The organism is Aquidulcibacter sp., from assembly GCF_020253525.1.
In the GTDB taxonomy this organism is placed as follows: Bacteria; Pseudomonadota; Alphaproteobacteria; order Caulobacterales; family Aquidulcibacteraceae; genus Aquidulcibacter.
Window position 1 is genome coordinate 24,771 of record NZ_JADCBK010000070.1, and the last position, 13,054, is coordinate 37,824.

Annotated in this window: 13 protein-coding genes; 10 read left to right on the plus strand and 3 right to left on the minus strand. The window is 57.6% G+C overall.

Features of this window, described 5'->3' with window-relative positions:
- The first annotated feature begins 7 nt into the window (after window positions 1-7).
- From IOB61_RS09475 to dnaJ, 4 genes are all read left to right on the plus strand, one after another.
- Window positions 8-280 (plus strand): hypothetical protein, encoded by a 273-nt coding sequence (locus tag IOB61_RS09475; protein WP_290815586.1) that lies wholly within the window; start codon window positions 8-10, stop codon window positions 278-280.
- A complete protein-coding gene (locus IOB61_RS09480) occupies window positions 277-738 on the plus strand; it encodes a hypothetical protein (protein WP_290815589.1) in 462 nt (153 codons plus the stop codon). The genes IOB61_RS09475 and IOB61_RS09480 overlap by 4 nt, the downstream gene beginning before the upstream one ends.
- Window positions 739-938: 200 nt before the next feature.
- Window positions 939-2,837 (plus strand): molecular chaperone DnaK, encoded by a 1,899-nt coding sequence (dnaK, locus tag IOB61_RS09485; protein ID WP_290815592.1) that lies wholly within the window; start codon window positions 939-941, stop codon window positions 2,835-2,837.
- Between the two features lie 192 nt (window positions 2,838-3,029).
- Window positions 3,030-4,172, plus strand: a complete 1,143-nt coding sequence (dnaJ, locus tag IOB61_RS09490) for a molecular chaperone DnaJ (RefSeq protein WP_290815595.1) — start codon at window positions 3,030-3,032, stop codon at window positions 4,170-4,172.
- Here dnaJ and IOB61_RS09495 read toward each other — a convergent pair whose 3' ends face one another.
- A complete protein-coding gene (locus IOB61_RS09495) occupies window positions 4,173-4,634 on the minus strand; it encodes a hypothetical protein (protein WP_290815599.1) in 462 nt (153 codons plus the stop codon).
- Between the two features lie 186 nt (window positions 4,635-4,820).
- On the opposite strand from IOB61_RS09495, the gene IOB61_RS09500 reads away from it, so the two are divergent.
- Together IOB61_RS09500 and IOB61_RS09505 are read left to right on the plus strand one after the other, a co-directional pair.
- Complete coding sequence (locus IOB61_RS09500; protein ID WP_290815602.1) at window positions 4,821-6,923, plus strand: protein-disulfide reductase DsbD; 2,103 nt, start codon at window positions 4,821-4,823, stop codon at window positions 6,921-6,923.
- Window positions 6,924-6,934: 11 nt separating this feature from the next.
- A complete protein-coding gene (locus IOB61_RS09505; protein ID WP_290815605.1) occupies window positions 6,935-7,603 on the plus strand; it encodes a redoxin domain-containing protein in 669 nt (222 codons plus the stop codon).
- Here the strand turns inward: IOB61_RS09505 and prfA are convergent.
- Both prfA and rpmB read right to left on the minus strand, forming a co-directional pair.
- The gene (prfA, locus tag IOB61_RS09510) at window positions 7,600-8,673 is read right to left on the minus strand and encodes a peptide chain release factor 1 (protein WP_290815608.1); all 1,074 of its coding nucleotides are present in this window, start codon (window positions 8,671-8,673) and stop codon (window positions 7,600-7,602) included. The two genes, IOB61_RS09505 and prfA, sit on opposite strands and share 4 nt — an antisense overlap.
- A 171-nt stretch (window positions 8,674-8,844) precedes the next feature.
- Window positions 8,845-9,141, minus strand: a complete 297-nt coding sequence (gene rpmB, locus IOB61_RS09515; RefSeq protein WP_085341173.1) for a 50S ribosomal protein L28 — start codon at window positions 9,139-9,141, stop codon at window positions 8,845-8,847.
- Between the two features lie 385 nt (window positions 9,142-9,526).
- On the opposite strand from rpmB, the gene IOB61_RS09520 reads away from it, so the two are divergent.
- The 4 genes from IOB61_RS09520 to tolB all read left to right on the plus strand — a co-directional run bounded on the left by IOB61_RS09520 (window position 9,527) and on the right by tolB (window position 13,017).
- Window positions 9,527-10,219, plus strand: a complete 693-nt coding sequence (locus IOB61_RS09520) for a MotA/TolQ/ExbB proton channel family protein (protein ID WP_290815613.1) — start codon at window positions 9,527-9,529, stop codon at window positions 10,217-10,219.
- Window position 10,220: 1 nt separating this feature from the next.
- On the plus strand, window positions 10,221-10,661 hold the full coding sequence (locus IOB61_RS09525) for an ExbD/TolR family protein (RefSeq protein ID WP_085341175.1): 441 nt from the start codon (window positions 10,221-10,223) through the stop codon (window positions 10,659-10,661).
- 16 nt (window positions 10,662-10,677) lie between these two features.
- Window positions 10,678-11,619 (plus strand): TonB C-terminal domain-containing protein, encoded by a 942-nt coding sequence (locus tag IOB61_RS09530; RefSeq protein WP_290815617.1) that lies wholly within the window; start codon window positions 10,678-10,680, stop codon window positions 11,617-11,619.
- 75 nt (window positions 11,620-11,694) lie between these two features.
- Complete coding sequence (gene tolB / locus IOB61_RS09535; protein ID WP_290815621.1) at window positions 11,695-13,017, plus strand: Tol-Pal system beta propeller repeat protein TolB; 1,323 nt, start codon at window positions 11,695-11,697, stop codon at window positions 13,015-13,017.
- The last annotated feature ends 37 nt before the right edge of the window (window positions 13,018-13,054 follow it).

Below are 13,054 nucleotides of genomic sequence, written 5' to 3' on the forward strand. Positions count from 1 at the left end.
TTTACCCATGAACGCTATCGACGCTGTTGCGAAGGCAAAAGAATTAGCGATTCTTGTGTTTGGCGAAGACGCTGGCTCGCCACCTCGGCTTGAGGCTGTCGCACCCGTTTCTGCCTCGATCTGGGATGTAACCCTTTCCTTCAAGCGTGTCGCGCCATTAGCTTCCGGCAGCTTAGCACTCAATATGGCCCCGCACTTGGTCAATTATCAAAAGCTGTTGCGGATTGACCTTGAGACAGGGGAACTCATCTTCGTGAAAGATGCGGAATCGGTGTCATGATTTCATTGGCACTGGACACCAATTTGATGGTGTTCTTGTGCCTCGCGCTGGCAGACAAGCGGCATATTGGTCAGCATAAGCGGATTTCAAATTTCACTGCCCAAGACTTTCGATCTTTGCTTGGTATCATCAGTCAAGCCGACGAATTGGTTTCCACGCCTTATTCTTTGTCCGAAGTATCCAATCTTTTAAACGTCTCGCTCAAGCGCAAAATCGATCTCACCATCTTGCGAAGTTTTGCCGCTCTCATTGCGGATACACACGAAATTGGGGTCCGTGCGTCTGATTGCGCCAAGTCGCCAGAGTTTTCGGTTTTTGGCCTCACAGATGTGGCGTGGCTTTATCATTTGGACCCAAAGACGGTTTTGGTAAGCACGGATGAAATGCTGATTAATTATGCGCGGTCCATGGGGCGAAACGCAGATTGGTTTCGTCCCTCAAATCAAGCGCGAGGATGATTTCGTACAAATCACTGCTTCCCAGTTTGTGGCCACCGCAGCACAAATCACAGACATACCTTGCGGTCCAAGACTGCGACACCATATGAGCCTCAGCGCCCCTCACGGGCATTTTACTGGCAAAACACTATAGCCGTTCTTTTGGGCTTCCGCATGGGGGACAAAAAGATCGGTGTCCGCTTTTAAGGGACTTGAAGAACATGAGCAAAGTCATCGGTATCGACCTCGGGACGACCAATTCCTGCGTAGCCATCATGGACGGCAAATCAGCCAAAGTGATTGAGAACTCTGAAGGTGCGCGCACCACGCCGTCGGTCGTCGCCTTTGCTGCAGATGGAGAGCGCCTGATTGGCCAACCGGCTCGCCGTCAAGCTGTCACCAACCCAGAACAAACCTTCTTCGCCATCAAGCGCCTTGTCGGCCGCACGTTTGACGATCCGATGGTCAAGAAGGACATCAATCTGGTTCCCTATAAAATCACCAAGGGCCCCAGCGGCGACGCCTATGTGACGGGCCGCGACAAGGATTATAGCCCTTCGGAAATCTCGGCCATGATCCTGACCAAGATGAAGGAAACGGCAGAAGCCTATTTGGGCGAAACCGTGACCCAAGCCGTCATCACCGTGCCTGCTTATTTCAACGACGCCCAGCGCCAAGCCACCAAGGATGCCGGTAAGATTGCCGGTCTTGAAGTGCTGCGCATCATCAACGAGCCAACGGCTGCGGCTTTGGCTTACGGCATGGATAAGGGCGGCAACCGCACCATCGCTGTCTATGATTTGGGCGGCGGTACGTTCGACGTGTCGGTTCTGGAAATTGGCGACGGCGTGTTTGAAGTGCGCTCTACCAATGGCGACACCTTCCTCGGCGGGGAAGATTTCGACATGCGCATCGTCGACTATTTGGCTGACGAGTTCAAAAAGGAAAAAGGCGTCGACCTGCGCAATGACAAATTGGCGCTGCAACGTCTGAAGGAAGAAGCCGAAAAGGCAAAGAAAGAGCTGTCGACCACCGCGCAATATGAAGTGAACCTGCCGTTCATCACCATGGACGCAACCGGCCCACTTCACTTGAACCTGAAGCTGACCCGCTCGAAGCTGGAAGCTTTGGTCGATGATCTGGTGTCGCGCACGATTGATCCGTGCAAAGCGGCGCTGAAAGATGCTGGCCTGACCGCGGCCGATATTGACGAAGTCGTACTCGTCGGCGGCATGACCCGCATGCCAAAGGTGCAAGAAGCCGTGAAGCAATTCTTCGGCAAAGAGCCACACAAGGGTGTGAACCCCGATGAAGTGGTGGCTTTGGGTGCGGCGATCCAAGCTGGCGTGTTGCAGGGCGACGTCAAAGACGTATTGTTGCTGGACGTGACGCCCTTGTCTTTGGGCATCGAAACCAAGGGTGGCATTTTCACCCGCTTGATTGAGCGCAACACCACCATCCCAACCAAGAAGAGCCAAGTCTTCTCGACCGCAGATGACAATCAGTCTGCCGTGACCATCCGCGTGTTCCAAGGCGAACGCGATATGGCCGCAGACAATAAGTCGCTCGGCCAGTTCGACCTCGTTGGCATCCCACCCGCCCCCAGCGGCGTGCCACAGATTGAAGTGACCTTCGACATTGACGCCAACGGCATTGTGTCGGTCTCGGCCAAGGACAAGGCGACCAATAAAGAGCAGTCGATCCGCATTCAGGCCAATGGCGGCCTGTCCGATGCTGACATCGAAAAGATGATCAAGGACGCCGAAGCCAATGCCGAAGCCGACAAGAAGAAGCGCGACTTGGTGGAAGCCAAGAATGGCGCGGAAAGCTCGATCCATATGGTTGAAAAGCAATTGAGCGAATTCGGCACCAAGCTGGAAGTCGCCGATCGCGAAGCCATTGAAGCCGCAGTTGCCGCAGCAAAAGAAGCGGCTTTGGGTGAAGATGTCGAAGACATCCAAGCCAAGACCCAAGCTTTGATGCAGGCTGCCATGAAGATTGGTGAGGCCATGTATGCCGAGCAACAGGCCAATGCGGCCGAAGCCGATGCGAAAAAAGATGCGGGCGATGACGGCGTTGTCGACGCAGACTTCGAAGACGTCACCGACGACAAGAAGTAATCGAAACAACCCCCTTGCGCATGGGCCACAAGGTTCGTGCGCAAGGGGGTAAGCTTCGGGCCTTGGTTGACGGACGCACCGCCTCTCCCTCCCTCAAGCCAAGCCCCATGTGTTTGCTAAAAGCCCGTGATCAACACGCCCAGCAACACAGAGCGTTTCTAGCCATTAAACTTGCTCTTATTCGGGGATCCTATGAGCGACGATTATTATGATCTTCTGGGCGTAGCCCGTGATGCGGACGAGGCAACGCTGAAAAGCGCCTACCGCAAGAAGGCCATGCAATGGCACCCCGACAAAAACCCCGGCAATGCCGAGGCTGAGGCAAAATTCAAAGACATTAACGAGGCTTATGCCGCCCTGTCGGACCCGCAAAAGCGCGCGGTCTATGATCGGTATGGCAAGGCGGGCCTCAATGGCGGCATGGGCGGTGGCGGCGGCGGTGGCTTCCAAGGCGATGCTGGCGACATTTTTGAATCCGTCTTTGGCGACATTTTTGGCGAAGTCTTTGGCGGTCGGCGCACCCAACAACGCGCAGGCCCCGCGCGCGGGGCTGACTTGCGCTATGACTTTGAAATCACGCTCGAAGAAGCTTTCCGCGGCAAGGATGCCGAACTAACCATCCCGACCAATCAGGTCTGTGATGTTTGTGATGGCTCTGGCGCTGAACCTGGCACCCGCCCCGAAGTGTGCCCAACCTGCAGCGGCACAGGCCAAGTGCGCGCCCAACAGGGCTTCTTCATGATGCAGCGGACCTGCCCGACCTGCCATGGCCGTGGCACCATCATCAAAAAGCCCTGCAAATCCTGTCACGGCCACGGCACCAAGCAAGTGGAGCGCACCTTGTCGGTCGCGATCCCGGCTGGCGTTGAAGATGGTACGCGCGTCCGCCTTACCGGTGAAGGCGAATTGGGGGCCCGCGGCGGCCCACGCGGCGACCTTTATGTGTTTTTGTCGGTCAAGAAGCATGAGCTGTTTGAGCGCGACGGCCCAAGCCTTTATTGCCGCATCCCCGTCACCATGACGACTGCGGCTTTGGGCGGCAAGATCGAAGTCCCCACGATTGATGGCGGCAAGGCCGAACTGGATATTCCAGAAGGCAGCCAAACCGGGCGGCGCATCCGCCTGCGCCATCATGGCATGACAACGCTGAAATCAGCCCTGCGCGGCGATATGCATGTCGAACTCTTCGTCGAAACCCCGCGCAACTTAACCGCCCGACAAAAAGAATTGTTGCGCGAATTTGCCGGCCAGTGCGGCGAAAAAAGCCATCCAGAGCACACAGGCTTTTTCGATAAAGCCAAGGGCTTTTGGGACAAAGTGACCGGGACGGAGTGATCATCCCGCCTTCGGTGGTCGCTTGGCCATCAGGGTGCGGGTCATGACGCTCATCACCAAGAGGCCATCTTGATCTTGCACTTCGTGGCTGGCGGTCAGCACGCCTTCGCGGTCATTGCGGTCTTCGGTCGCCAAAAAGGTCAGGCGCACCGACAATTCTTCCCCGGCATAAACGGCTTTATAATAGCGCAGCGCATCTTGGCCCAAGCGCTGCAGCACGGGCCATTCGCGGGTTTCTTCCCACAGCATGCGCCGCCACAGGGCATAGACATGGCTTTCCGCCGCGCGCGGCCCTGCCCCTTCGCGCCCCTTCTCGCTGGCCTTTAATGGCAGATTGGGGGCAAAGCGCTCGTGAAACAGGGCTATATCCTCTGCGGTTACTAAAGCTGCACCGAAATCATAGGTCCGCCCGACAATGATATCTTCAAACCACCATCCTGGTTGTCTCGGCAAAATGCTCACGCAGAAGTCCTTTCCGTTTTCGGCCACCCAAGAGGCTTTTCATCCGAAGCCATGACGGTGGGTTATTTCGCACGGATTTTCCAGCCCTAGTTTCCATCATCACAGTGTTTTTCTGCGCGACCCAGACCCGCGCCATTGGCCAGAAGTTCGAAGGACGCTAAGTAAGGCTGGAAAAGGACTGTCTGTATGAAACGCGCCCTCTTGGCACTCTGGCTCTTGCTCTGTTGGGTTAGCTTGGCACATGCGCAAGTGCCCGCTGCGGTCTCCACGCCGATTGGGATCAGCGCCAGCTCGCAAAATGTCGAGATCACGCTGATTAGTGAGCGGGCAGCAGTTCAGCCCGGCGATGTCTTTCACCTCGCCATCCGGCAGAAGATCGCGCCCGACTGGCATACTTATTGGCGCAATCCGGGGGATTCTGGAGAGCCAACTTATCTGGCCTGGACTTTGCCAGACGGGGTGAAGGCGGGCGAGATCAAATGGCCAGCCCCTACCGCCATCCCCTTTGGCCCCTTGGTCAATTATGGCTTTTCCAATTCGGTTGTTTTGCCGGTTGAAGTGCAAATTCCTGCTTCGGCCAAACCGGGTACGAGCCTCTCGCTGAAGGTCGATGCCACCTGGCTTGAATGCGCAGACGTCTGTATTCCAGGCGAAGGCAGCGTGGCGCTGACCTTACCCGTAGAAGCCTCAAAGCGCGATGGTGGCGATGCGGCGGCGATCCAATCTGCCCTATCGGGCCTGCCCAAGCCCTTGCCCGGAAAGGCACATCTAACTGATCTGGGCGCGGGTGGCCTGCAATTGGTGGTCACGGGCGTGCCTGCCGCGGGTAAAGCCTATTTCTTCCCCTATGAGCTTAAGATCGGTGCTTTGGTTGATTTTGCGGCACCGCAAGAATTTGTGCGCGGCAAGGATGGCTTTGGCCTCAATCTGGTGAAGTCCAAGTCGCTGCCAGAGCCCTTTGTTGGCCCGTTTGAGGGTGTGTTGGTGCTTGGCGAAGGCGCAAGCGCCAAAGCCTATAGCCTCAGCGCCGATTTGATCGCCGCTGCCCCCATGGCGGCGGTTCCAGGCAAGGCCGCAGACGGCAGCAGCACGGTTGGTCTTTTGCAGGCGCTGGTCTTCGCCTTTTTGGGCGGCTTGATCCTAAACCTGATGCCATGTGTTTTCCCGATCCTGTCCATGAAGGCCTTGGGCTTGTTAGAGGCTTCTCACGGCGATAAGGCCGAAGCCCGCACCCACGGCTTGTGGTACGGGTTTGGGGTGCTGGCTTGCTTCCTTGGGTTGGCGGGTCTGTTGATCGGGCTGAAAGCCGCTGGCTTGGCCATTGGCTGGGGCTTTCAATTACAATCGCCTGCCATCATCGTTGGCCTTGCGGTCTTGATGGTGTTGATCGGCTTTAATCTGTTGGGCTTTTATGAAATTGGCACCTCGCTGCAGGGCGCGGGCGCAGGCCTTGCGGGCAAAAGCGGGCATGCAGGGTCGTTCTTTACCGGCGTCTTGGCTGTTGTGGTTGCCGCCCCCTGTACCGCCCCTTTCATGGGTGTGGCCTTGGGCTTTGCCGCAACCCAGCCCGCGCTTGGGGCCTTGAGCGTCTTTGCAGCCTTGGGCGTGGGCTTTGCCGCACCCTTTGTGGCGCTGACCTTTATGCCGGGCCTCATGCGCGCTTTGCCCCGCCCCGGGCCATGGATGAGCCGCCTACGCGAAGCTTTGTCCTTCCCCATGTTTGCCACGGCCATTTGGTTGATCTGGGTCAGCAGCGCCCAAGTTGGCCAAGCAGGCGTATTGGCGGCCCTAGGTGGCGTTTTATTGGCAGGGCTTGCGGTGTGGATTTGGCGGACTTGGCAGGGCAAAGCGGGGCGAGCCCTTGCCTTAATGATCCTCACGGCAGGCCTAGTTGGGGCCGGGGCCTATGTTACCCAAGCCCCGGCAAAAGCCGCCGATGCCGCTGCCACAAGCTTTGGCGGCGAGCCTTGGACCCCTGCCCGCGTCGAGGCCCTACAACAAGAGGGCAAGACCGTTTTCGTCAATTTCACCGCTGACTGGTGCGTGACCTGTAAGGTCAATGAAGTCACCGTCTTTGCCGATCCTGAGGTGCGCGAAGCCCTCAATGGTAAGAAGGCGGTCTATTTGGTGGCCGACTGGACCAGTCGCGATGATGTGATTGCCCAAGCGCTGGCAAGCCACGGGCGCGTGGGTGTACCCCTGTATCTGGTCTATAAGCCCGGTGTGGCCGAACCACAAATCCTGCCGCAACTTTTGAGCGCAGACATGGTCAAAGCCGCCCTGAATTAGGAGGAAAGCCGATGAGATTTGTTTGGCTGGCAGCTGCACTGGCTTTGGCAAGCTTCACCCTTATCGATAGTCGCGCAGGCGGCATGTTTTCCCCGACAGAGCCCAATTCCCACCCCAAAACCAAGGGCGTCCCGCCGGTCCCCGGTGCCATGGCCCCCAGTATTTCCATGCAGGACACCACTGGGCGCAAGTTTAACTTAAGCGCCTATCGCGGCAAAATTGTCGTTCTGGAATGGACCAATTTTGAATGCCCCTATGTTGCCCGGCACTATAACAGTGGGTCGATGCAAGCGGTCCAAGCCGCAGCGCTGAAAGAGGGCGTTGTGTGGTTGACGATCTTTTCCTCTGCCCCGGGCAAGCAGGGCTATCAGGATGGGCGGGGTGCCGATTATTTCACCGCCGAAAAAGGAGCTAAACCCACCGCCAAAGTGCTGGACCCAACCGGGGTTGTTGGCCGCGCCTTTGGTGCACGGACAACCCCGCATATGTTTGTGATCGATGAGACGGGCCATATCGCCTATGCCGGGGCGATTGACGACCAACCCCGCGCGGTTCTGCCCGCAGGGGCTGTGCCCCGCAATTATGTGCGCGAGGCGATCACAGCCGTCAAAAACAAACAGCCCCCCGCAATCCGCGCAACCGCAGCTTATGGCTGCTCCATCAAATATGCAGGCAATTAGTCGTCGGCTTCTGCCAAGCGGCGGGCGGTGTCATCAGCGATGAGCGCTTCGATCATTTCGTCCAAGCCGCTGCCTTCCAACAAGGTGTCGAGCTTATAGAGCGTTAGATTGATGCGGTGATCGGTGACGCGGCCTTGCGGGAAATTATAGGTGCGGATGCGTTCCGACCGATCACCAGAGCCGACTTGAGATTGGCGGCTGGCAGAACGCTCGGCCGCAAGGGCTGCGCGCTGTTGCTCATAAAGACGGGCCTTCAAGGTCCGCATCGCATTGGCGCGGTTTTGGTGCTGGGACTTTTCCGACGAGGTCACCACAATGCCGCTGGGGATGTGGGTTAGGCGGACCGCCGAGTCCGTCTTATTGACGTGCTGACCCCCAGCGCCTGACGAGCGATAGGTGTCGATGCGAATGTCTTTTTCGTGGATTTCAATCTCCACATCTTCCCGCGCGGGCAGAACGGCGACGGTGGCAGCCGAGGTATGGATACGCCCGCCTGCTTCGGTGACGGGGACGCGCTGGACCCGGTGCACACCGCTTTCAAACTTCAAACGGCCAAAGGCCCCTTCGCCAGATACGGAGGCGATGATTTCCTTATAGCCGCCCATTTCCCCGTCTGACACGCTTTCCACTTCAACCCGCCAGCCGCGCGTGGCGGCATAGCGCTGATACATGCGAAAAAGATCGCCTGCGAAGAGAGCGGCTTCATCGCCCCCGGTCCCCGCGCGCACTTCCAAGATCACATCGGCTTCGTCATCGGCATCCTTGGGCAAGAGCAGGATTTGTAACTCTTGCTCCATGGTCGGGATGGACTCGCGCAGGATTTCGAGTTCGGCCTGGGCCATCTGCGCCATCTCATCATTGCTGGGCAGATCAAGGATCATTTGTTCCAGTTCTGCCCGCTCAGCGCGCGCCTTTTCCAGGGAGCGGATCGCATCAGCTACTGGGGCGAGGCTGGAGCGCTCTTTAGACAGACGCATGATCTCGCCCCCGTCTGAACAAACAGACAAACGGGCGTCGATCTCGTCAAAGCGGTCGAGAACACGAAAGAGACGATCTTGGGTCAGGCGCATGAGACCGCGGCGGTTAGCATGACATGGGAGGGTCGGTCGAGGGATGGACACACACGCGCGGCACAGAAGTCTGTCGCGCAGCGTGGCTCAAACGAAAAACGCGACCCCGAAAGGTCGCGCTTTTAAGCCTGTTGGGCTTGGGCTGTGGACGTCCACGGCCCAAAACCAGAATTAGGCAGCCGCTTGCTCAGCCAGCTTTGCCTTGATGTCGCGGCGGATCTTGCGTGCGCGGTCCGACATCTTGGTCTCGTCGATCTTCACAATATAGCCATCGAGGCCACCATTGTGATCAACGGAGCGCAAGGCTGCCATGGTGATGCGCAATTTGAACGCGCGACCCAAAGCGTCCGACGCCAAGGTGACGTCTTGCAGGTTTGGCAAATAGCGACGCTTGGTCTTAATGTTGGAGTGGCTGACGATATGGCCAACCATTGGTCCGGTTCCAGTCAATTCGCAACGGCGCGACATGGCGATTTCTCTCTTGTTAAAGCCTTGTCACCCTCGAATAAGAGTGCTCATCGGCGAATTCGTGATTTCTGCCTTGTCTTGAACCCACAGCCCACATCATCATGGACCGGGATAGGATCAGACTAGCCAGAAGAGGGGCGCGGATACGGGTTTGTGAGGATAAAGTCAAGACAAAGGGCGGTTTCAAACTGCCAAACCGATCTGAAGCGTGGCGGCTGTGCCAACTGGCTTCACCCGACCGCTTTTTGCCGCTTTCTCATCAGATATTAACTTTATCGCCGCACTGAAGCCGTATTCCTTTACTAGGTGTCGATTCTGATAGTCTCGTTCCTAAATTCTGTTCGCGCGAGCAGAGCTGACCCATGAACCCATTAGTGAGGCGTGTATGGACGCGGTAGCAACAGTAACAAGCTTTTCCTTCCTCGATTTGTTCCTCAAAGCCGATTGGATCGTCAAGTCCGTCATGATTGGCTTGGCCTTGGCTTCGGTCTGGTCATGGGCGGTCGCGATCGACAAATGGTTGCAAATCCGCAAGCTGGAAGCCGGTGCGCGTATTGTGGAAGCCGCTTTGGCAGAAGGTCGTGGCATTGATGCGATTGAAGAAAGCACTAAGCCCGGTGATGCCATGGCCCGGGTGGTTGCTGTGGGTATGGCCGAGGCCCGCCTTGCGCGCCGCATTCCCAACCAAACCGAAGTTGGCTTAGGCCGGGCGATTGAGCGCATGGAACGGGTGATGCAAGCAGCCACCGCGCGGGAAATGGCGCGTGCCGAACGCGGCCTTGCCATCCTGGCGACCATTGGGTCTTCAGCCCCTTTCATCGGACTATTTGGTACGGTGTGGGGCATTATGAATGCCTTCCGTGGCATCGCCCAATCGCGCGATACCAATCTGGCAGTGGTCGCGCCTGGTATTGCAGAAGCTTTGTTTGCCACCGCCCTTGGCCTTTTGGCTGCGATCCCGGCGGTGATTTTCTACAATTGGCTGGCAGGCAGTTTAGACCGCTTTGCCACCCGTCTGGACGCGCTGAGCGATGATGTGATCGCGCGGGTTTCCCGCCGCTTGCAGGACCCGAACTAAGATGGCGGCCGGTTTAGGAGCACGGCGCGGCGGCGGGCGACGTGGCCGACGGGGTCGACGCTTTATGGGCGATATCAACGTGACGCCCTTTGTGGACGTGATGTTGGTGTTGTTGATCATCTTCATGGTGGCAGCCCCTTTATTGACGGTGGGTGTGCCGGTAGATCTGCCCAAAACAGAGGCCAAGAGCCTGCCGACAGAGCAAGAGCCGCTGACAGTCACCATCCTCGCCAATGGTCAGGTCTATTTGCAGAATGAAGTGGTAGCCTATGACCAATTATTGCCGCGTCTGACGGCGCTGGCGGGTGAAGGCTATGATCGCAGAATCTTTATTCGCGCTGCCGAGAAAGCCCCGTATGGGATTGTGATGCAAGTTATGGCCCGGGTGAATTCTGCGGGCTATCGCAATCTAGGCTTGGTGACCGACACGGTCGAGCAATAGGATAGGCCCCGAGCGCATGCGCGCCAGTGACCCCCCATATGCCAGTGTGAAGTGGCAAGAGCCTGGTTTCTTTGGGCCGGGTGTTGCTGTGTCAGCCCTTGTGCATGCAGGCATTATCGCGCTGGGTCTGGTCGTGTGGCAGAACCCACCTGCCTTCACGCCCGAAGATGTCATCCCGGTTGCCATTGTCGCCGATACACCCAGCGCCATTGGCCCTGAAACGGCGGCAGAAACGGTGCGAACTGGGGAAGAAAATAGCCCGTTGACGGTTGCAGAAGCCCCGGTATCGGATGCGGCCCCCACCCCAGAGCCTACCCCCCTGGAAACCCCTGCCCCGCCAGCTGCGCCCGCGCCACAGCCTGTGCAAAAGGCACCCCCGCCCAAGCCTTCTCAAGCGCCTGCCCAAAAAGCGGCCACACCCCCGCCTGCACCAACCAAGGCCAGCACACCCAAGACATCGCCAAACCAACCCGCACCCAGCCTACCCAGCAAAGCCAAGACCACACCATCGGCCAGACCCGAACCGGCTTTTGACTTTGCCGCCGCCAGTGCGGCGGCAAGTGGGGCTGATTCTGGTGGGCGCAGAGCGCCCAAACTTGCCGCAGCGGGCCAATCGGCCAAGCAAGGGCGCGCCGGGGGCGGCACCCAGCTGGCGGGCGATCTTGAATCCGCCCTTCGCGCGCAGATTTATGAATGTTGGCGCTTACCGGCTGAAAATTCACCCCGCTTGGTGGTCACGCTACAAATCGAATTAAGGCCTGATGGATCGCTGGCACGTGATCCAAAGCTAATCCGTCCATCCAGTAAGGCAGGTGCTGACAACAAGCTGTTACTGGCGATTGAAGATGCGCTGCGCGCCGTCCGGCAATGCGCGCCATTTTCCTTGCCTGCCAATCGTTATGAACAATGGCGCTTGGTCAATTTTGACTTTGATCCCCGCAAGTCTGATCGGCCTTAACCGAAAGCTGTCTATAACGAAAAATTGTTTTTCCTTGCCGCAAAATATTCATCTTCTAGGGTCAAGAAACCGGTAATGACATCACACTTCCTCTCCTTCCTGCCCCTGAGCCGCGCGGTCCGTGCGCTGGTGACGGGTATTGTGCTGGCCCTCGCCTGCCTGACGCCGGCCTTTGCGCAACTGAATGTGAGCGTGACCGAGGGCCATCGGCGGCCCATGCCGATTGCCATCTCTGATTTTTCTGGCCCGCATGGCAGCTCTATCGCCAATGCGGTGCGCGATAATTTGGCCCGTTCCGGCCTGTTCCAAGTCCAAAACCCCGACTCCTTCTTGCAGCGCGATATGGATGTGAATGTTGCGCCGCGCTTTGCCGATTGGCGTGTGATTAAAACCGAAGCGCTGGTGGTGGGGCGTGGTGGCGTGAATGCCGGCCGACTGCGCGTCGAATTTCGCTTGTGGGACGTCTATGGCGAGAGCCAGATGCTGGGCCTTGAGTTTTCGACAACCGATGAAAATTGGCGGCGCATTGCCCATAAAGTCTCCGATGCCATTTACCGGAGACTGACCGGGGAGGCTGGCTATTTTGATAGCCGCATCGTCTTTGTTGCCGAAAGCGGCAGCCGCACCAATCGGGTCAAGCGATTGGCCGTGATGGATCAAGACGGGGCTAACCCAAGCTATTTGACCGATGGTACTGAGCAAGTGTTGAACCCGCGCTTTAATGCGCAAGGCCAACAGATCGTCTATTCGGCTTTGACAGATCGCGGCATCAAAATCTGGGTCGTTGATATTGAGACCGGGCGCAAGGAAGCGGTGGCCATTCCTGGCAATATGGCGTTTGCGCCGCGCTTTACCCCCGACGGCCAGTCGATCATTTTCAGCGCAGATCGCGATGGCGATGTAGATGTGTTCATCAAAAGTCTCCGCACGGGCAAACTGACACAATTGACCCGCAATCCCGCGATCGACACTTCGCCCGACATGTCGCCCAATGGGGATCGGATTGTCTTTACCTCAGACCGCGGCGGCAGCACCCAAATCTATGCCATGAATGCCGATGGGTCGGGCGTGCGCCGCCTGACCTTTGGCGAAGGCCGTTATTCTACCGCCGTCTGGTCACCCAAGGGCGATTTGATTGCCTTCACCCGCCAATTAGGTGGGCAATTCCAGATTGGCGTGATGGCGGCCGATGGCTCCAATTTGAAAATTTTGGCGGAGGCCTATCTGGTTGAGGGGCCAACTTGGTCTCCCAATGGCCGCGTTATCATGTTCCAACGCGAAGGTGGTCCGGGCCAATCGCCCAGCCTATGGACTGTTGATGTCTCTGGCACCAATCTTCGCAAGTCCCCTTGGTCCGGTCCCGGTTCAGATCCGGGCTGGTCTGCGATCCTTCCTTAGTTCCTTCCCCTGTCACTTTAGACCCTAGCCTTTGACC